19 protein-coding genes and 1 riboswitch are annotated in these 20639 nt (G+C 51.6%); of the genes, 3 read left to right on the top strand and 16 right to left on the bottom strand.

Annotated elements, in window-relative coordinates; all coding sequences use genetic code 11:
- Nucleotides 1-315: 315 nt before the first annotated feature.
- Complete coding sequence (locus V5J77_RS05080) at nt 316-1212, top strand: PhzF family phenazine biosynthesis protein (protein ID WP_338554706.1); 897 nt, start codon at nt 316-318, stop codon at nt 1210-1212.
- Between the two features lie 69 nt (nt 1213-1281).
- Nucleotides 1282-1518: a hypothetical protein gene (locus V5J77_RS05075; protein WP_338554705.1), complete on the top strand. Its 237-nt coding sequence runs from the start codon at nt 1282-1284 to the stop codon at nt 1516-1518.
- Nucleotides 1519-1720: 202 nt separating this feature from the next.
- On the opposite strand, the gene thiD is transcribed toward V5J77_RS05075, so the two are convergent.
- The 13 genes from thiD to V5J77_RS05010 form a co-directional block, all read right to left on the bottom strand.
- Entirely contained in the window at nt 1721-2569 is an 849-nt protein-coding gene (gene thiD / locus V5J77_RS05070; protein WP_338554704.1) for a bifunctional hydroxymethylpyrimidine kinase/phosphomethylpyrimidine kinase, read from the bottom strand.
- Between the two features lie 106 nt (nt 2570-2675).
- Nucleotides 2676-3785, bottom strand: coding sequence for a glycine oxidase ThiO (gene thiO, locus V5J77_RS05065; RefSeq protein ID WP_338554703.1), 1110 nt, complete (start codon nt 3783-3785; stop codon nt 2676-2678).
- A 33-nt stretch (nt 3786-3818) separates the two neighbouring features.
- Nucleotides 3819-4598, bottom strand: a complete 780-nt coding sequence (locus tag V5J77_RS05060; protein WP_338554702.1) for a thiazole synthase — start codon at nt 4596-4598, stop codon at nt 3819-3821.
- A 5-nt stretch (nt 4599-4603) separates the two neighbouring features.
- Nucleotides 4604-4801: a sulfur carrier protein ThiS gene (gene thiS, locus V5J77_RS05055; protein WP_338554701.1), complete on the bottom strand. Its 198-nt coding sequence runs from the start codon at nt 4799-4801 to the stop codon at nt 4604-4606.
- Entirely contained in the window at nt 4801-5430 is a 630-nt protein-coding gene (gene thiE, locus V5J77_RS05050; RefSeq protein WP_338554700.1) for a thiamine phosphate synthase, read from the bottom strand. Before thiE ends, thiS begins: the two co-directional genes overlap by 1 nt.
- Nucleotides 5431-5505: 75 nt before the next feature.
- The gene (locus V5J77_RS05045; RefSeq protein ID WP_338554699.1) at nt 5506-6519 is read right to left on the bottom strand and encodes a ThiF family adenylyltransferase; all 1014 of its coding nucleotides are present in this window, start codon (nt 6517-6519) and stop codon (nt 5506-5508) included.
- 20 nt (nt 6520-6539) lie between these two features.
- Nucleotides 6540-7592 carry an ABC transporter substrate-binding protein gene (locus tag V5J77_RS05040; protein ID WP_338554698.1) on the bottom strand — a complete coding sequence of 351 codons (1053 nt, stop codon included), beginning with the start codon at nt 7590-7592 and terminating at the stop codon, nt 6540-6542.
- Nucleotides 7593-7676: 84 nt separating this feature from the next.
- On the bottom strand, nt 7677-8444 hold the full coding sequence (locus tag V5J77_RS05035; RefSeq protein ID WP_338554697.1) for an ABC transporter permease: 768 nt from the start codon (nt 8442-8444) through the stop codon (nt 7677-7679).
- On the bottom strand, nt 8441-9283 hold the full coding sequence (locus tag V5J77_RS05030; protein ID WP_338554696.1) for an ABC transporter ATP-binding protein: 843 nt from the start codon (nt 9281-9283) through the stop codon (nt 8441-8443). Before V5J77_RS05030 ends, V5J77_RS05035 begins: the two co-directional genes overlap by 4 nt.
- Nucleotides 9280-9951, bottom strand: a complete 672-nt coding sequence (gene tenA / locus V5J77_RS05025; RefSeq protein WP_338556559.1) for a thiaminase II — start codon at nt 9949-9951, stop codon at nt 9280-9282. Before tenA ends, V5J77_RS05030 begins: the two co-directional genes overlap by 4 nt.
- A gap of 1138 nt (nt 9952-11089) precedes the next feature.
- A complete protein-coding gene (locus tag V5J77_RS05020) occupies nt 11090-12418 on the bottom strand; it encodes an acetylornithine deacetylase (protein WP_338554695.1) in 1329 nt (442 codons plus the stop codon).
- Between the two features lie 117 nt (nt 12419-12535).
- A riboswitch (TPP riboswitch) is annotated at nt 12536-12647 on the bottom strand.
- Between the two features lie 132 nt (nt 12648-12779).
- The gene (gene htpG / locus V5J77_RS05015; RefSeq protein WP_338554694.1) at nt 12780-14660 is read right to left on the bottom strand and encodes a molecular chaperone HtpG; all 1881 of its coding nucleotides are present in this window, start codon (nt 14658-14660) and stop codon (nt 12780-12782) included.
- 181 nt (nt 14661-14841) lie between these two features.
- The gene (locus V5J77_RS05010) at nt 14842-15483 is read right to left on the bottom strand and encodes a hypothetical protein (protein WP_338554693.1); all 642 of its coding nucleotides are present in this window, start codon (nt 15481-15483) and stop codon (nt 14842-14844) included.
- 202 nt (nt 15484-15685) lie between these two features.
- Here V5J77_RS05010 and V5J77_RS05005 point away from each other — a divergent pair, with 202 nt between their 5' ends.
- The gene (locus V5J77_RS05005) at nt 15686-17266 is read left to right on the top strand and encodes a stalk domain-containing protein (protein WP_338554692.1); all 1581 of its coding nucleotides are present in this window, start codon (nt 15686-15688) and stop codon (nt 17264-17266) included.
- Nucleotides 17267-17411: 145 nt separating this feature from the next.
- On the opposite strand, the gene V5J77_RS05000 is transcribed toward V5J77_RS05005, so the two are convergent.
- From V5J77_RS05000 to V5J77_RS04990, 3 genes are all read right to left on the bottom strand, one after another.
- Nucleotides 17412-17921, bottom strand: coding sequence for a DinB family protein (locus V5J77_RS05000; RefSeq protein ID WP_338554691.1), 510 nt, complete (start codon nt 17919-17921; stop codon nt 17412-17414).
- An 84-nt stretch (nt 17922-18005) separates the two neighbouring features.
- Nucleotides 18006-18923 carry a YafY family protein gene (locus V5J77_RS04995; RefSeq protein WP_338554690.1) on the bottom strand — a complete coding sequence of 306 codons (918 nt, stop codon included), beginning with the start codon at nt 18921-18923 and terminating at the stop codon, nt 18006-18008.
- A 41-nt stretch (nt 18924-18964) separates the two neighbouring features.
- Nucleotides 18965-20578, bottom strand: coding sequence for an FGGY-family carbohydrate kinase (locus V5J77_RS04990; RefSeq protein WP_338554689.1), 1614 nt, complete (start codon nt 20576-20578; stop codon nt 18965-18967).
- Between the last annotated feature and the right edge of the window lie 61 nt (nt 20579-20639).

Genomic DNA, 20639 nt, shown 5'->3' with positions numbered 1-20639 from the left:
AGTAATCTTTGAGTAAAAGTCATTGTGTGATGGGATTCCGCCCTCATTTCGACAAATTTTGACGGGGGGCTAAAATCAAAAATGGAATCAACGAGGCAAAGCATTAACCTAAAATAACCGATTACCATGTCTATCCTGAACTTCCATAATAAAAGAAGGGTTCTATTTAATGAGGAACGAATAGCCTACGTTAGAGTTTTTAATTATAATGATTGGACATCGACCAGACAAATACGTCTACTTCAACTGGTTTAACAAATGACCCTGACTGTCGGCAACTGTCGGCAATCTTATTTAGGATGGAGGAATAAAAATATGCCTAGCATTAACGTCTATCATTACGATGCCTTTAGCCCTATTCCGGGAAAAGGAAACCCGGCAGGTGTCGTTTTATTAGGGAACGACCTGACGGAACAAGATATGCAAGCTGTCGCTCAGCAGGTTGGCTTTAATGAGACCGCTTTCCCGCTGCCATCGGCTGTAGCGGATATCCGAATTCGCTTCTTCACACCGGGCCACGAAATCAATCTTTGCGGCCATGCCACGATGGCAACGATCTATGCGCTTAAAACTAAAGGTTTATTAGGCGATAAAACAGAGCTAACAATTGAGACAAAAGCAGGCGTGCTTCCTGTCCGACTGCATACGACTGCACAAGGGCAGCTTCAAATCACAATGACGCAGGCGGCTCCGCAGTTCCGTGCTTTTAACGGCTCCTATGCACAGCTTGCTTCTGCTATGGGCATTCAGGAAGCTGACATCGAGACGAAGCTTCCCGTTGTTTATGGCAGCACAGGTACATGGACGCTGTTAATTCCGATTAAAAGTTTGGAAGCCTTCAAGCATATGAAACCGAATAATAAGGTGTTCCCCGATATTTTGCAGGAGATGCCGCGGGCTTCCTTGCATCCTTTTTGCTTAGAAACGTATTATCCACAGGCTCATATGCACGCCCGCCATTTTTCATCGCCGTACTCCGGCACGATTGAAGACCCTGTTACCGGTACAGCATCCGGCGTAATGGGAGCCTATTATGCTGCGCATTTGGCTGATCAATCACAGCATAAGCTTGAGCTGTACATCGAACAGGGTCATGAAATAGGGAGAGACGGACATGTTCAGGTTACAGTCACTAAACAGCACGATGAACAACTCATCGAAGTGACGGGCACAGCCGTTTATGTGGATGCTTTGGAAATAAGCCTGCTGTAAATTTGGCATATGCTTTGCCGTTGATTATAATAGTGGGCGAGAGCTGAGAATGAGAGAGGAAGAGATATATTGAGTCATACCGCACAGGATGTAGCCGATTGGATGCTTGGTGAGCTGAAGTTTGCTGGCATTCTTCATCAGGAGAAGGCCGTTGCCCATATTATAGAGCATTTTGGCGAGCAGTTCATCTACGTGAATGAGCAAGGAAATACGTCAATTGACAAGGAAGTAAAAAAAGCGTTCAAAAAAGGACATGGCGGCAAGGCAGCCTGGGACCGCGACGGTTTTTTCTGGGGCTGGACTTAGTGTTAGACTTTAACTAGAGCAACACGCTCGCACATATGAGCCAAGCAAAAACGACTTCGTCGTCCTTCCATGGCGATGAAGAGCTTTGCCTTAGAAATATAAGCCCATTTATAAGTGTGAAACTTATAAATGCTTATATTTCAAAAAAAGCTATGCGCGCCTTCGGTTACTAAATAACCGAAAGCGGCATAGCTTTTTTCTGCTAGAGTGGAGCTTGCAATGCCCGCTTGCTGCGCTGGTACGCCCAGTGGTTCGTCGGTCCATGTCCGCCGCCAATTTGAATGCCGTCCTCGATAGCCGCTTGAATAAATGCTTTCGCCTGACGCATCGCAGCTTCCATATCAAGCCCCTCGGCAAGTCCCGCCGCAAGCGCCGCCGAAAAGGTGCAGCCCGTGCCATGCGTGCGAGCCGTTGCAACTCGCCGGCCTGCCAGCTCGGTAAAGCCTCTGCCATCATACAGCAGGTCGATAGCTTCCGCGCCCGTATCGTGACCGCCCTTAATGATGACGTAATCCGCACCATATCCAGCAAGCCGTTTCGCCGCTTCCCGCTTATCGTCCGCCGTGGCAATTGTTATGCCCGTCAGCTTCTCCGCTTCCGGCATATTCGGCGTAATCACTGTCGTTACAGGCAGCAGCTTGTCCGTCATTGCCCGAATAGCTTCCTCTTGCAGCAGCGAGGCTCCGCCCTTAGCAATCATAACCGGGTCGACGACAACATTTTTCCAGCCAAGCTCGGCAATCGTTGCGGCAACAGCCGTAATAATCTCGCTATTAAACAGCATGCCCGTCTTCAGCGCATCGACGCCAATATCCGAGCCGACCGAATGCATTTGCTGCACAACGGCCTCCACGCTAAGCGGAAATACGCCCTGCACGCCAAATGTATTTTGCGCAGTAATCGCGGTCACCGCAGACATGCCGAATACGCCAAGCTCCTGAAACGTTTTGATATCCGCTTGAATGCCTGCCCCGCCGCCGCTGTCCGAGCCCGCAATCGTCAAAGCAGTCGGGACGCTGCGTGGTGCCTGCCCATTCTCTTGTACGCTCATTTTTTGCTTACGCCCCCTTCTCCATCAAATGCCGTACCAAGGTGAAACGGCTGTCGCCACCCTTGGGCGGCGCGCTTCACTCCGAGAAATATAAGCCTAGCTCTGCCTAGCTGAAACGCTCAGGAGCGAATGCCCGCATGAACTCCGGCAGCTTCTTGCCTTCTACGCTATCAGCCGCGAGCTGTGCTGTAATCGGACTAAGCAAAATCCCATTGCGGTAATGCCCCACCGCCATCACGACGCGGCCCGATTGCGCGAGCGAACCAAGCAGCGGAAAACCATCCTGCGTGGATGGACGAAGACCCGCCCATGTATGGAATGGCGTCCATGCTTCGAGAAACGGAAAAGCTTGCTTGTTCCATTTTCGCAGGCGTTCAATGCCCTTCTCCGTAACGGTCGTCTCGAATCCAGCTACATCCTCAGAGGCGCCGCATACGAGCGTATTATTTTCCTTTGCCACGAGATAGCCTTGATTGCAAAACACCATATGATGAACGGGCTTCTCCTCCGTCATGTAAGCGCAAATTTGTCCGCGAATCGGATAGACCGGAATGCGAAGACCAAATGCAGCTTCCAGCTGCTGCGCCCAAGCTCCCGAGCATACAACGAGCCGCTCCCCTTCAAAAACACGCCCGTCCGCTGCTTCCAGCACGACCGAGCTCTGCCATTCCTTAATCGCAACCCGCTCCAGGTGCTCATGAATGTGAACGTCCATCAAGCGGCAGGCATCCTCCAGCGCCTTAACATAATGCGGCGCATACAGATGGCTTTCCTCCGGCGTATGCAGCGCTGCCCGCACCTTGCCTGACAGCTTCGGCTCCAGCCGAAACACATCGCCGCCTTCAAGCAGGCTGCCCGACGAGCCATACTCCCGCTGCCAGCGCAGCCTGCCTTCAAGCGCCAAAATATCTGCATCATGGTAAGCGATATACATGCTTCCTGATTCGGTATATTCGAAAGGCACACCCGAAACCTGCTTCACGCGATCTGTAAACGAAGGATAAAGCCGCAAGCTCTGCGCACATAAGCGAAAAAAATCATCCGGCCCCTCTACATTTTCCGAAAAAGGAGCCAGCATCCCCGCAGCCGCTCCAGAGGCTTGTCCGCCGCAGCTGCCAATTTCCAGCACCGACACCTGATGGCCGCGGCTGCGCAGCTCGAACGCACAGGATAAGCCGATAATGCCGCCGCCCATGATTACAATTCGTTCTCCCATGTCCTAACCAGCTTTCCTTGTTGAATGATGCGGCTATTTCAGCTTAAACTCCTCGTAACCGCTGCTTGCCGAAGCATAGCGCTTCTTTGAAATGCGGCCGGACAAATAAGCTAGACGGCCAGCTTCGATGCCAAGCCTCATCGCCCGCGCCATGCCTGCCGGGTCCTTCGCCTTCGCAACCGGTGTGTTCATCAGCACGCCAGCCACGCCAAGCTCCATCGCCTGCGCAACATCGCTGACCGAGCCAAGTCCGGCATCAACGATAATCGGAACCTTCGCTTCCTCTACAATAAGGCCCAAATTATAGGGGTTCAAAATGCCAAGACCCGTGCCAATGGGAGCCGCTCCCGGCATAACAGCCGCAGCGCCCGCTTCCTCCAGCCGCTTGCAAATAACCGGATCATCCGACGTGTATGGAAGAACGGTAAAGCCCTCTTTTACGAGAATTTCCGTTGCCCTCAGCGTTTCAATCGGATCAGGCAGCAGCGTGCGCTCATTGGCGCTAATTTCGACCTTGATCCAGTCGCTGAGACCCGAAGCCCGCGCAAGACGTGCAATACGCACCGCTTCCTCCGCCGTACTTGCGCCTGAAGTATTCGGCAAATATTGATACGACTTTCCTTGCAAATGCTGAAGAATCGAATCGTCCTCGGTCGCCTCCAGATTAATGCGGCGAATAGCGAACGTCAGCACCTCGGCCCCTGACGCCTCAATTGCCTCCTTCTGTACATAAGGGCTTGGGAAAAGCCCAGTGCCGATAAAAAATCGGGACGTTAGTTCATGATTGCCAATATGCCATACATCCGGTTTCATTCGCTTCAGCCTCCTCCTACAAAATGCACAAGCTCGATTCTCATGCCTTCGCGAACCTCGGTTACTGCCCATTGCTCCTGGGTCAGCACCGCTCCGTCCGCTTCAACGACAACTGGCTTGCCCGCGAGGCCAAAATGGACAATGATCTCTTCAATCGTCCTCGCTGCCAGCTCCTGCTTTACACCATTAATGACTAGTTCCATTACGACTCTCCCCATTTATCCAGCTTGTCGAGAAAAGAGCGGCAGGTGCCGGAAATATCGCTGCTGCCGACAATTTCGCTAACCGCGCAAATACGCGTCGCGCCAGCTGCAAGAACTTCATCCACATTGCGCAGCTTAATGCCGCCGATTGCGACAAATGGAATTTTCACCTTAGCCGCTACCTCACGTACGTATTCAACCGTAACCGGATCAACAACGTCGACCTTCGTCTTCGTTGGAAATACGGGACCGACGCCGATGTAGTCAGCACCTTGCTCCTCGGCAAGCAGCGCCTCTTCAATGGCGTGTGTGGAAATGCCGATGATTTTATCGCCTACGAGCTTGCGTGCCTCCACCAGCGGCACATCACCCTGTCCGAGATGAATGCCGTCCGCATCCACCTCCAGCGCAATATCAATGTAGTCATTAACGATAAAGGTTATGCCGTGCTTGCGGGTCAGCTCGCGGAGCGCCCGCGCTTTTTCCAAAATGGCTGGCTTGTCGCCCGATTTGTCGCGCAGTTGGATGATGTCAACGCCGCCATAAATCGCCTCCTCCATTACCTCGATCAACTCGCGGCCCGGATGAAATTCCTCGCCCGTAATCGCATATAAACGAAAATCCTTCATATTCACACAATCCCTTCGCGGCTATAGGCTGCGACGAAATAAAGTACCGCTCATTACCTCGCAGCTCCTAAGCTATTAGTTTCCGATATAACGGGCATATAAGGTTTTGGCACGAACCATATCCTCCGTCCCCTGCACAAGCACACGACCATCGGGGAACAGCACGAGCCGCTCACCTTCCGGCAGCCCGGCTTTCAGCAAATAAGCGTTATGCGTAAGCTCCACTGCAATCGGCTCCAGCCTATGCCGCCACTGCTCCAAATTAAGCGGAGCGCCGCCAGAGATTTGCACGGTGCTGCGTCCGCATAGCGAGACTGCCGCATCCTGCTCTCCCGCCTGCAAAGCCGGATACTGCTTCAGCTGACAGCAAGGACACTGCTTCGCAGGCTCGCCCAGCTTCATCTCGAACGAATGATTTTGCCATAAGTCAAAGGTCATCAAGCTGTTTCTTCTTTTATCCGTGGCACCGACCAAATATTTAAGCGCCTCTACCGCCTGATAGGAAGCGACTATATCCACCACCGGCGAAATCACGCCGATCATATCGCAGGTCTGCCCGCCCGCATCGGCTGATTGAATAAAGCAGCGCAGACACGGCGTAGCGCCCGGCACAAGAATAGCACTCATGCCCCGCGAGCTAACCGCTCCGCCATAGGTAAACGGAATACCGCTGCGGAAGCAAGCATCATTAAGCAGAAAACGCGTCTGGAAATTATCCGTCCCATCGAGCACAAGGTCGATATCCATCAGCAAAGCGTCGATATTTTGAACGGTGACGTCAGCAACAATCGCTTCGATTTTAATATCGGAATTGATTTTGCGCAGCTTCCTCTCGGCGGCGACTGCCTTCGGATAGCCATGCTCGACATCCTCTTCGTCGTAAAGCATCTGCCGCTGGAGATTGCTCCGCTCCACATAATCACGATCAACGAAACGGACGAGCCCGACCCCCGCTCTGACCATATGATTGGCCAGAACGGTGCCGAGCGCTCCCATTCCTATAATAAGCACGGCGCTCTCGCTTAGCTTGCGCTGCCCTGCTTCACCAATTGGCGCAAACAACATCTGTCTTGAATAACGTTCGTCCATACGCCGTATTCCCTCCACTATTATAGGTTGCGGAATGCATCCTCAGCCTTGATATCTTTCGTGAGCTGGCCATGCTCCTTCAACCATGAAATGACATTGCTCCAATTTTCCGCCGATTGGCTGCCAAAAGCTTCGGAGCCGGCATCCATGAGCGGCAGCAGCACATGCAGGCTTTGCTTCTCGATTTCGGCATCAAGCGGATAATCCGCATTTTGCTTGTCGAGCAGCACCTTCAGCGCCTCATCCGGATGGCTCGCCGTATATTGCTGACCTTTGGCCGCCGCAGCAATGAATTTCTTGTATACTTCGCTTTTGCTGGCAACGCCTTCCTCGCTCGCTGTCATTACAAGCTCGTAATAATCTGGTACGCCATAGTCGGCAGGGTTAAGCGCAATGAGCTTCACGCCTTCCTTCTCCAGCAGCAGCTTCTCGTGGTTCACGTAACCTCCGATAATGGCATCGACCTTCTTCGTCGTCATCGCCGGAATCAGATCCCAGCCTACATCGACGTAGTTCAGCCCTGATGGATCGCCGCCATCGGTTTTCACCATCGTATTTACGTAGGCTTCATCGAGCGGAATCGACGGATAGCCGATTTTTTTGCCGACCAAATCCTTTGGCGTCTTCACGCCAGACGATTCTAGCACGAACAGCTGGTTCAGCGGATGACGCACAAGCGAAGCAACCGATACAATCGGAATGTCCTCTGCGCGGGCAACCGCTACCTGCATTTGATAGCTGATCGCCAGATCCGCTTTGCCAGTTGCAACCAGCTTAAGCGCATCATTCGTATCGGCCGGCACCTGCAGCTTCACATTTAGGCCCGCTTCCTTGAAGTAGCCCTGCTCCTCCGCCGCATACAAGAAGGTATGCACCGCATTCGGATACCAGTCGAGCAGCACCGTCAGCTCCTGCGCGCCTTCGGCGCCATTTGCTGTGTTTTTGTTATCCGAGGAGCAGCCCGCCATAATGGCTAGCATCAAAGCCAGACATGCTGCGATCCAAGAGCTGCGTTTCCATTTGGAAGCTTTATTTTTCGTATCATGATGATTTCCTTCATACACCTTGCGCATAAACAGCTTACCTCTTTCTCGTTCAATTTTAGTTTATAAAAGGCGATAAAGCTTGAGCGGTACTCTGCTATAGCCTTGGGGCCACTACTGGCCTACCTTCGATTCTCTTCTATAAGACAGACAGATTCGTTCAACCGCCAACACGGCTAAAAATAGTAGAATGCCCATCGCTGACAGCAGCAGCACGCCAGAAAAAACACTTTCGCCGCGCAGCATATTCGCCGCCCGCTTCGTGTACATGCCAAGGCCCGCTTCGCCGCCCAGCCATTCGCCAAGCGTAGCGCCGCCGACGCTGATCGCCGCTGCCATTTTCAGCCCCGTGAAAAACTCCGGCAGCGCCGAAGGAATTTTCCACTTGAGAAACAGCTCGCGCTTGCTTGCTCCCATCGTCCGCAGCAGCTCCCCGATATCCGGGTCCGCCGAGCGGAAGCCGTCCGCCGTATTCATCGCAATGGGAAAAAAGGTGAACAGCATGACAACGGCGATTTTGCTGCCGATTTCATAGCCGAACCACATGACCATAATCGGCGATAACGCAATAATTGGAATCGTCTGCGAGGCGACAACGAGCGGGTACAGCGTTTTACGTGCCAGCGATGAGCTGTCGATCCAGATCGCCGATAGCGTGCCAAGCACGATTGAAATCGCCAGCCCGAGCAGCGCCTCTCCTAACGTGATGACGAAATGCCGCGCCAGCAGCCCGCTGTTATCCGCCATCGAGATGAGCACATCGGACAGCCTAGGAATAATATAATGGGGAATTTGGAATATTCGCGTTCCCACTTCCCACAATACTGCGAGCAGAAGGATGAACAGCTGGGCAGGCATATGCTTCTTGAACAAGCGCTTCATCGGCTTCCCCCCTCTAGGCTAGCCGCTGTGTGCGCGTGCCCGAAATGCCCCAGCAGCTGGCGTTTTAACGCCACGAATGGCTCGCTCAGCATCGTCTCATAGGTGCGCGGACGCGCAAGTCCTACCGGATATTCCACCAGCTCGGCAACGGGCGCCTTTGCAGCGACCAGCACCCGATCCGACAGAAGCAGTGCTTCATCTATGTCATGGGTAATAAAAACAATCGTCTTGCGATGCTGCTCCCAGATTTGCAGCAGCCATTCCTGCATGCTGACTCTTGTCATTGCATCAAGGGCGCTGAACGGCTCATCGAGCAAAAAGAGCTCGCCGCCGCCCAGCAGCGAACGAAGAAACGATACCCGCTGACGCATGCCGCCCGACAGCTCATGCGGGTACTTTGCCTCGGTTTCGGCGAGGCCGAAATCAGGCAGCAGCTCCCGCACCCGCTGGCGCGCTTCCTTCCTCGGCGTTCCTGCCAGCTCCATGCCGAGCGCGGCATTATCCAGCACCGTCCGCCACGGCATTAGGCAATCCTTCTGCGGCATATAGCCAATTTTCGCCGCCTGCTGCTGGCGATTTACGCCGCCGATCGCAATCGTGCCGGCTTGCGGCTCCAGCAGACCGGCCAGCAGCCGAAACAGCGTCGTCTTGCCCATGCCGCTCGCCGCAAGCACGCTGACGAACTCGCCCTGCCTAATATGCAGGTCAAGCCCTTCAATCAGCGGCGGCCCGCCGGGAAAAGCATACGTCAGTCCGCTGACGCTAAGGCCTGCTGGCTTGCTTGCCCCCGCCGCCTGTTCAAGCCTCTGCCCTCCCGGCAGAGCTTTATTTTTACTCACACTGGCCACTCCTCCATGCGATATGCCATATCCCAAAATAAATATTCCATCTTCGAGGTCAGGACAAAATGCTCCTCCAGCTTCGCAAGCTCTCGCTCCGGAAGCCCTTCTGCCAATTGGTCCATAAGGCCAATGCACCAGTGGGTCAGCTCGCCGAACTCCTCCGAGCTGTACATAAGAATCCATTCCTTATAAAGAGGATGATCCAGCGCACCTGGATATTTCGAGAAGGTTACACCGATTTCGCGGTAGCTCCACATGCACGGCAGCAGCGCTGCTACAACCTCCGCGAGCGAGCCATTCGCTGCAACGTCAAGCATATATTTTGTATAGGCGACATTGCTTGGCGCCGGCTGCGTACCTTCAAGCTGCTCGCGCGTAACGCCAAAACGGTCGGCATACTGGCGGTGCAGCTCCATTTCCACATGCAGTGTGGAATGATACAGCCCGGCGAATTTGACCATTGTTGCCATATCGCGAGCTTTTATACTGCCGTAGGCGAACAGCTTCGCATAGTCGATTAAATAGACATAGTCCTGCTTGAGATAATAGATGAAGCGCTGCGGCTCCAGCGTTCCTTCACGCATTTCCACGAGAAACGGATGCTCGTGGCTTTTTTGCCATACTTTGCGGCTTGCTTCATATAATCTATCGCTAAATTTGCTCATCATAGCCTCCGGGCACCGAATGAAAAAGGGCTGCTGTGCTGCGTGAAAGGTTTGGCTTCCGCTCGCTGTTACTCCTTTAATTCTTGAATCTGACCAGCCATGGTCAAAATCAAGAATTAAATGCGAACGCTGCGCTTCTCCAGCTCAAACCTTTCGCTACGCTATTTCCTTTTTCATCCGGCATTTTATTTAAAAGAGAGTGATTCGCTAACTCTCATATGCTCAGCACGTCTATCTCAAAACGCTCACTTCAATACAACTGCTGCTTTAACGCTACTTTTAACGCTACTTTCAACGCTACGGTAAACATTACTCTCATTAATCCCATTTAATTCCGCTGACTGACGTTCCTCTAAATCCACGATGAGGTCGATTAGTCGATGATTTAGTGGATTTAGCCGCTTTGGTCGACGATTTGGTCGACGATTTAGTCGTATCAGCGGACAGGAAATTCGCTATTTCAGCTATTAGGCCACTTTAATCGTGTTTGCGGACAGGAAATCCGCTATAACGTGATCAATGAGGACTTTATATGCTTTTTGCTGCCCATAACTGCATCTGAGTCCGCAAACGAGGCAAAATCATTGATTTTCGCAAAATAACGGCTTCTCTGTCCGCTCGACAAACACTCGCTACTCGCACTCGCTACCCGCACTCGCTACTCGCACTCGCCACTCACACTCGCTACTCGCACTCGCTACCCGTACTCGCTACTCGCACTCGCACTCGCCACTCACACTCGCTACTCGCCACTCGCTACTCGGCACTCCCACTCGTCACTCACACTCGCTACTCGCACTTGCACTCGCCACTCACACTCGCTACTCGCACTCGCTACCCGCACTCGCTACTCGCACTCGCTACCCGCACTCGCTACTCGCACTCGCTACCCGCACTCGCTACTCGCACTCGCTACCCGCACTCGCTACCCGCACTCGCTACTCGCACCCGCTACCCGCACTCGCTACTCGCACCCGCTACCCGCACTCGCTACTCGCACTGGCACTCGCTACTCGCACCCGCTACCCGCACTCGCTACTCACACTCGGCACTCGCACTCGCTACTCGCACTCGCTACCCGCACTCGCTACTCGCACTCGGCACTCGGCACTCGCTACTCGGCACTCCCACTCGCTACTCACACTCGCCACTCGTTGATGCCTGAGCCTTGCTCGCCGCCCTCTGCTTCCTCTTTCGGACGGTTGCACCAGTCGGCGATGAAGCCCAGTATAACTTTTGTATAATAAATCAGCTCGTGGATGTCGACGCTCTCGTCCACCGCATGGGCATGCTCCAGCTGCCCTGGACCGTAAATGACCGTTGGGATGCCCTCCCTACCGATCCAACCTGCATCGGTGACGCTCGGGCTCATGCCAACCGCAGGCAGCACGCCAAGCACTTGCTGATGGCTTTGCTCCAGCGCCTTCAGCCCCGACCACTCGGGCTGTAGCTCCTGCGAAGGGAATATCTCGCCACGCTCCTCAATCATTGAGCGCCCTCCCCACCGAAAGGTTGGCGGATGCTTGCGCATCCAAGGATCACCCTGCGCCACGCCAAGCAAATGCTCTTCAATCTCCGAAGCAATCGCTTCATAATCTTCATTCGGGTAAAAATGAACCGTTATCCAAAGCGAGCAGCGATCTGCGATAAAAGCGGCATGACGCCCGCCCTCAATGACCGCAGGATTTATCGTATTTGCGCCGGGAGGAAAACCTTCATAAGATTTGCTTACCGCCCAGTGGCGCTCCAAATCTTGAAGCCCGGCGATCAGCTTGGTCATTTTTTCAATGGTGCTGGCGCCTTGAACGCCGCCTCCGGCATGGATCATGCGCGAACGCATGCCATCATGGAACGTCTCCGGGCTTTGCAAAGTGACCCAGCCCGTTATAACCCCGCCTTGCCCCTGAATCGCCAGCCCGCTCGTATCGGCGACGATGGCAAAATCCGCTTCACATCCACGCTCCATACATGCGCGAGTGCCTGCCTCGCCCGCTTCCTCGCCAATAACGGCTTGGAACAGTAAATCCCCTTTCAGCTCCACGCCCGCTTCGGTAAGCAGCTTACCTGCAAACAGCAATGCCGCAAGCCCGCCTTTCATATCGGCGGTTCCACGTCCATAAGCACGCCCATCCTCCAGCACCAGCTTGAACGGATCATGCTTCCAGCTCCCGCTGTCGCCCACCTCGGCGACATCCATATGCCCATTAAGCAGCAGGCTGCGATAGTGCTTGCTATCGGTGCCCCGTTTTACCGCTGTCACGTTCGGATCACCCGGGTAAACCTCCCATAGCTCCGTTGCAAAACCGCTCGCTTGCAGCTGCTTCTCCAAAAACTGCTGCGCTTCCAGCGTATTGCGAGCTGGAGGGCTGACGGTCGGATAGGCCACCAGCTCGGCTAGCAGCGCAAACAGCTCATCCTGCCGCTCGTCCACCTGATGCTGCAAGGCCTCAATCCACGCTTCTGTCATCTACTTTCTCCCCTTTCCTGAAGGAAAGCAATGCTCGCAGCTCATCCAAAATTTCGCCTTAGACAAGCTACTTTTTTAAGCGGAGAAATACAAAAAAACCATTCGAGAATACACGAATGGCTAGGTTTCGTCATGTTCTCTACGCCAGCATTACCTGGATCAGATTAACGGTCAGGAAAACAAGTTCCCTATCTCAGCCAGACTTTATCCAGCACCCGCATTTCGTATGAAATTAGTTTAACTATAACGGAATACTCAAGATTAGGCAACGGTTCTATCAAAAAGAGGGCTTTCTCCAAAGCAGCTTAACGCTGCTCTAGGGAAAACCCTCCATATGGTTGTCGCTGGCTGTCGTTGTCTGTTACACCATGATTTTGCACATTGCGTTCGTAAATTCAACCGGATCCTGAATTGGCAAGCCTTCAATGAGCAGCGCTTGGTTGTACAGCAGGTTCGTGTACAGGCCGAGCTTCTCTTCATCGCTGGCGAGAGCGGCTTTGAGCGACTGCAAAATCTCGTGGTTGACGTTGATTTCGAGCACCTTGTCCGCTTTTACGTTCTGGCTGTCTGGCATCGCTTGGAGAATTTTCTCCATCTCGATCGACACCTCGCCCTCGGAGGACAGACATACCGGATGCGATTTCAAGCGCTTGGAGGCGCGAACGCCCGAAACCTTGCCCGCGAGGATGCCCTGCATCTTCTCGAATAGCTCCTTGTTGTCAGTCGCTTCCTCTTCAGTCGGCGTCTCGCTAGGATCTGCTTCAATGCCAAGATCGCCGCTGGACACGGATTTAAACTCTTTATCCTTGTATTTCAAAATCACTTTAATCGCAAACTCGTCGATATCGTCCGTAAAGTACAAGATTTCATACCCTTTGTCCAATACCATTTCCGTCTGCGGCAGCTTCTCAATGCGGTCAATGGACGCACCCGAAGCGTAATAAATGTACTTCTGATCCTCCGGCATGCGCTCTACATACTCATCGAGCGATACGAGCTTCTTCTCCTTGGAGGAGCTGAACAGCAGCAGATCCTGCAGCGTATCCTTGTTAGCGCCGTAATCGTTGTACACGCCAAATTTCAGCTGTCTGCCGAAAGCTTTGTAGAACTTCTCATAGCTGTCGCGCTCGTCTTTAAGCAGGCTGATCAGCTGGCTTTTAATTTTGTTTTTGATGTTTTTGGCAATGAGACTCAGCTGGCGGTCATGCTGGAGCAGCTCGCGGGAAATGTTCAGCGACAAATCCTCGGAATCGACCATCCCTTTCACGAAGCCAAAATAATCCGGCAGCAGGTCGGAGCACTTGTCCATAATGAGTACGCCATTGGAGTACAGCTCAAGGCCCTTCTCAAATTCCTTCGTGTAATAATCGAATGGCGTATGCTCTGGAATATACAAAATCGCATTGTACACAACCGCGCCGTCCGCACTGATGTGGATATGCTTAAGCGGCTTGTCGAAGCCATAGCGCTTCTCCATATAGAAGTTGTCGTAGTCTTCCTGCGTCAACTCGTTTTTATTTTTGCGCCAGATCGGCACCATGCTGTTGATCGTCTGCTCTTCAGAATACTCTTCGAATTCACCCTCGCTGCCGTCCTTCGGACGTTGTCCAGTCACATCCATCTTGATCGGGTAGCGAATGAAATCGGAATATTTCTTGATGATCGCACGCAGGCGATATTGCTCCAAAAACTCGTCGTAGCTAACTTCTTCTGCATTGTCTTTGATTTTCAATACGATTTCGGTTCCAACGGTGTCCTTCGTAGCCGGTACAATCGTGTAGCCGTCTGCACCTTCGGACTTCCATTTGAATGCTTCCTCGCTGCCGAGGGCGCGGCTCGTTACGGTTACAACGTCCGCCACCATAAAGGCTGCATAGAAACCAACACCGAACTGGCCGATGATGTTATGGCCGTCCTTCGCTTCATTCTCGTTCTTGAAGGCAAGCGAGCCGCTCTTGGCAATAACGCCGAGATTGTTCTCCAGCTCCTCCTTGGTCATTCCGATACCTGTATCCGCAATGGTCAGCGTGCGCGCTTCTTGATCCGCCGTTACTTTAATATAATAATCCGCCTGATTAAATACCAATTGATCATCGGACAATGCTTTGTAGTAGATTTTATCAATTGCATCACTAGCATTAGAGATCAGCTCGCGTAAAAAGATTTCCTTCTGCGTATAGATGGAGTTAATCATCATTTCCAGCAATCGCTTCGATTCCGCTTTAAACTGTTTCTTGGCCACGAATAAATCTCCCTTCAATAATCATCATTTTAAGGCTGCGTAAGGCTAAGTCTAGTTTAGCACTCTTCACGACTGAGTGCTAATACTAATTTTTATATACCATATATGAATTTGTAATGTCAACTTATGGTTAGCATTCGCTGTCCCATTCGGCATAAAACTGCTCTAGATAAGACAGCATTTACGAATGCCGCCTTTCCCCTACCCATACGTCACCAGCTTGCAGCTTGTATAGCGTGTCTGCTTGTCCGCCCCATTGCTGCTTCTCCACATTATAAGCCCTGCTCTTGATCCGCTTAACCTCCCGCTCCGTCCGAAATCCTGATGCCAGATCATCGTCTAGCTCGGATTCATAATGAAACTCCGCATCTATATGCAGCAGCCAGGCAAAACGCTCCACGCCTTTAATTTTGTGCAGCAGCGAAAGCTTCGCTAGACGTTCGTCTGCGTTAGCCTGCATCATCGTATTCTGCTCAAATATATGATCATAATAATGAAGCTGCTCGCCAATCGCCGCAACCACCTGCGACGTTATGAAAGCCGGCTCAAACAGCCATATTTTCAAATAAAAAGCTTCGTTTCGCTGCTCCAATTGCTGATGCCACGCTTCATAAATATCCATTAGCGCAGCCAGCAGCAGCCGTGAAAACCAGATAGGCGGATTACGGCGAACGAGCCTATAGAATGGGTCGATCCAAAGCTTCACATAATCCCGTTGATATTGGGCGAGATATTCCATATCCAGCTGCATATGACACTGCTTCCACTTATCTATTCGCCGGACTCGGCGCTTCCAGCCTCTTATTTTTTGCTTATTCGACAACGCTTTTCCCATCCTGCTTCCAGCGCCCCTTCGCCCTATAAGTCATTCTATTATATCGTTTCTCCCCTTATTTGGAAGCCGATCTTATGCCGTTTTTACACAAATAGCTCTGTCCCTTGATCTGTCTTTAACAATCTATTTATATACTTAGAACGATTCTTCATACGATCTTAAAAAAAGGATAAAGGGGATTTGCAAGCTTATGAAAACGGTCAAGCAACTTGTTCAATTGATGTCAGTCGCAACAATGCTCGCTGCCGGTACAGGCGCTTTTGCTCCTGCCGCTCTCGCTGCTGATGCGCCTGCTGGCGATTATGTGAAGCTGCGACAGGCTATCGAAAATATGCAAGGCGAAGTAACCTGGAACGCTGCCAGCCGCAGTGCTGAAATTACGGTGAGCGGTTTAAAAGCATCGTTCCCGATCGGCTCTTCGTCCGCAACGATTAACGGTGCTGCCGCTCAAATTGGGAGCCCTTCCCTTTTAACGAAAAGCACGACCTATGTTTCCAAAAAAGCGTTGGACAGCCTGAAAGCACAGCTCGTCCAGCAGCAAAATAAAAGCGGCTTTGAGCTTGCCGCCTCCTTCCAAATGCCAAGCGAAAAAGCTGAAATCGCCGCTTCTACGCCAGACGGCAAACGCCTGCTCGTTACCGAAGCCGACAACGGCAGCATTTCCGTGCTTGATATTGCAGACATCAACAAAGTCAGCGTGCTGAAAACCGTCAGCTTCCACGACCTTTCTCCAGAGGCGGAAGTGACCAGCGTCACCGTATCCAAGGACGGTCGCTATGGGCTTGCGGTCATCCGCACGGGCGATGATGTGAACAAAGCAAACAAAGGACTGCTTGCTGTAGTCGATTTAGCTACCTACAAAACCGTAAAAACATATGAGCTTGGCATCGGCCCCGACTCCATTGCGCTTTCGCCAGACGGACTGAATGCTGTGATTGCGATTGAGGATGAGGAGCTGGATAAAGCTGCGGATGAGATTGACTTTGCGAATGCGAAGCGTCCTGGCAGCATTATGATCGTTTCATTTGCAGGCGGTGACCCGCTGAAGGGCGAGGTTGTGGACATAGCTACTCCTTTGGACGGAGTAGAGGGAGCCATTTATCCGCATGATCCGCAGCCCGAATACGTGGCAATCAGCCCGGACAGCGCAGCAGCAGCCGTCACGATGCAGGAAAACAACGCCATCGCGCTTGTCGATCTGAAGACGAAGAAGCTCATTCGGATTTTCTCGCTTGGTACAACGCAGCATAAAGCCGATCTGGCGGACGATGGGAATGTGCGGTTTACGGATGATTTGACCGCTCGTTATGAGCCGGATGGCATCGCTTTTTCGCCGGATGGCAAATATGTGCTGACCGCCAATGAAGGCGATTTGGGCAAAAATGAATTCAAGGACGGCGTGAAGGCCGGTGGCCGCAACATCGCCGTATGGGATTTAGAAGGCAAGCGGGTATACGACAGCGCGAACCTGATTGACGAGGCGACGGCGAAGGTCGGCTTGTATCCCGATGACCGCAGCCCGAACAAGGGCAGCGAGGTGGAAAATCTGACCGTCGCGACAGTTGACGGAACAGCGCTTGCGGCAGTAGCGTCGGAACGTGCGGATGCGATTTTATTTTTCGATGTCGCTAATGCTGCGAATCCCGTCTACCTCGGCTTGATTCCAACCGCTGGACAATCGCCGGAGGGCATTCACCGGGTACAAGGACGCAGCTTGTTCGTTAGCGCGGATGAGAGCACGGGAACGGTAAGCTTTTACGCGAAAAAATAAAGGGGCTGCACACTGCCCTTCGCATAGCGGGTGCAGCCCGCTTTAAATGAGAAAATCCCTTGAAGCACTTGCTTGTGCTCAGGGGATTTTTGACTTTTAACGATTTCCGGCTGATTTTCACGGCTTTGGATCATGGCTTGTCGTTTTACTTTGCTGCTTCCTGATACCAAAACAGCGCATAGTCATTCATGGTGGACGAGTGGCCAAGCTGACGCAGCATAGTCGAAACATTGCCCCTGTGATAGGTTCCGTGATTGACCAAATGCAGCACAATTTCCGCCAAGCTTGTTTGGCGTATTCCGGCGAATGGATTGTCAAGCAGAATCGTTTGCTCCAAATCAGCTTGGCCTCGGAACCATTCTCTGTATTGCTCCGATAACTGGGCAAACTCATTGGCGTATTCATCTACAGAACTCATAATTTTCGCATTTAGCAGCATACATGCTTGCAGCGCCTCTGGCATACCTGTACCTGTCAAAACCATATACCACATCTTATCAACCGCATAAATATGAGTAAGGGCATGGGCGATGGTGGGAAAGGAGCTGTTCACTTCTTGACTCAGCACGGAGGGCGGGAGCTCCTTGATTTTCCCAAGGATGGCTTGGCTCGCCCATGTGTGATATTCAAACATTTGTACCGGATAATTTGACATTCGTATATCGTCTCCTTTTTAATGATCATGAATTTGATTTTGTTACTGTTGATAGTATAAAAAAAGAAGTATGACAATAGTTCGTCATACTTCTTCATAAAGCTGGAGTGTGTTTTGAAGCTGTTCTTTTAGGACGCCTCGCAGTGCAAAAGGCTCGAGAACTTCGACGCCGCTGCCAAAGCTCAGCAGCATGCCCCAAAGCCATCGTGCTTCTAATGGTTTATAGACGGGAATACGCATCGTCATGCTTCCATCGTCATGAAATTGCTTATCAGCCTGGTGAAACTGATCCATCGCTTCCGCCAAAGCCTTCGGCCCTACTCGAATCACCACATCCTTCAACTGCTCGCTGCCTTCCTTGCCTATGAAGGCCGTCTCCTTCGGCTCCCTGTGATGAGGCTGAAAGTCTTCCTCTGTCAAAAGCAAATTCATCATCCGCGATAGTCGAAACTCCCGATAGTCCCGCCGTGTTCGGCAAAATCCATACACATACCAATTGCTATATTTGAAATGCAGCCACATTGGCTCTATATCACGGGTTGTACGTTCATTATTGACATTAATATATTCAAAGCGAACAATCTTTCGCTGCGTAATGCCCATGCGTAAATGACGAAGGGCGTCAGGCTCCATCCTGAGCGTTTCAAAGTCAACGGATAGACTCGGGGTCTGATGCTCGGGTGTGATGGTTTGCAGCCGTTCAATCGTTCCCTGAACACGCTCATCTTTAAACACGGTAGAGAAGCTTCTAAGCACGGTGATCAAGGAGGCGACATCGTAAGAACGGAGCAAGCTTTTATCCATTTTGTACCCGTCCATGATGCCATATCCGCCTTTACTCCCCTGCTGCGATATGATCGGGAAGCCCGCAGCACATAGGACATCCATATCCCGATAAATCGTTCTTTGAGAAACTTTGAACTCTTCAGCTAGCACGGAGGCAGACAAAATCTCGTGGTTAAGCAGCTTGTAGATCATAGAGATCAAACGCTCCAATTTCATATATATCCCCGCCTGTTATGCCATTTCGTTGTTCACGCTTATCATTTCTTCCCATTTTCCAAAAAATGGTCTACCGCTGCCTGCTCAATTGCCAGTCCTTTCGTGTAACGCTCCAAAAATAAGGCAAAGCCCTCCACATCTGTGCTGTCAGGATGAATCTCTTGCCCTTCTGCATCCTTGAACACCTTAGCAGTAAGGTAATCCGCCAAGCCCTCATTCTGCTCCTTATTCACCATATAGGCTGCTAGAACCGCCATTCCCCATGCGCCGCCCTCACCAGCCGTAGACATGACCGACACAGGAACATTCAGTGCTGCGGCACACATTTTTTGACCGACTAGCGGCGTTTTGAACAAGCCGCCATGCGCCAAAATATGATCAACCGTTATATGCTCCTTCTGTGTCAAAATATCCATTCCTAGCCTTAGGGCAGCAAACGCGGTAAACAAATGTACTCTCATAAAATTAGCCAAATTAAAGCGGCTTTCTGGAGAACGAACGAACAGCGGGCGACCTTCTGCAAACCCGGTAATGTTCTCGCCTGAATAGTAGCCGTAGCTCAGCAAGCCTCCGCCATCAGCGTCTGCTTCCAGCGCTTTGCCCAACAGGACGCTGAATAATTGGTTCATATCGGGCTTTTGCCCCATTGCCTCATAAAATTCACGGAACAGGCCGAGCCATGCATTAATATCGCTGGAGCAGTTGTTGGCAAGAACCATGCCGACAGGACTGCCATCAGGTGTAGTCACGATATCAATCTCGGGGTACACCGTGGATAAATCCTTCTCTAGTACAATCATGGCAAAAATCGACGTCCCTACGGAGATGTTGCCGGTACGCTTTTTAACACTATTCGTAGCGACCATGCCTGTTCCGGCATCGCCTTCTGGCGGACATAGCGGAATACCTGCTTGCAGGCTGCCTGATGGATCTAATAGTCTTGCTCCAGCTCCACTTAGATATCCAGCGTGTTCACCTGCCGTATGAACCTTAGGTAAAATATCTTGAAGCTTCCAAGGGTAATCTTTATCGGCAATTAAATCGGCAAACTGCTTCATCATAGCTTCATTATATTGCTTTGCAGATTCATCAATTGGGAACATACCAGAGGCATCTCCGATACCAATAGCCTTGCTGCCAGTCAACAGCCAGTGCACATAACCCGACAAAGTCGTCATATAGGCTAGATTAGTGACATGCTCCTCCTCGTTCAAAATCGCTTGATACAAATGTGCGATGCTCCAGCGCTGCGGAATTTTAAACTGGAATTTCTCGGTTAGCTCCGATGCAGCTGCACCCGTTGTCGCATTGCGCCATGTACGAAACGGAACCAATAGCTCCCCTGCGTGATCGAGTGCAATATAGCCCTGCATCATGGCAGAGCATCCGATTGATCCGATTTTTTGCAGGGTTACGCCGTAGTGATTTTCAACCTCTTGCTTTAATTGGCGATAGGTTTCTTGCAGCCCGTTAATCATTTCGTTGAGATCGTAGGTCCAATAACCGTCGATCAATTGATTTTCCCACTCATAGCTGCTGGAACCGATGGTTTGAAAATGGCAATCAACCAATACCGCCTTGATTCGTGTAGAGCCAAATTCGATGCCAAGCGAGGTTTCCCCCCTGACTATCGCTTGTTTAATTTGTTGATTCATAATGGCGTTGCTCCTCTCTGAATTTAAAATGGAACCGAATATAGGATGGATGACAGTAGCA

It is taken from the genome of Paenibacillus sp. KS-LC4 (assembly GCF_036894955.1).
GTDB lineage: Bacteria > Bacillota > Bacilli > Paenibacillales > Paenibacillaceae > Pristimantibacillus.
The sequence above is the reverse complement of the archived record's forward strand: the minus strand, read 5'-3'. Positions and strand labels throughout refer to the sequence as shown.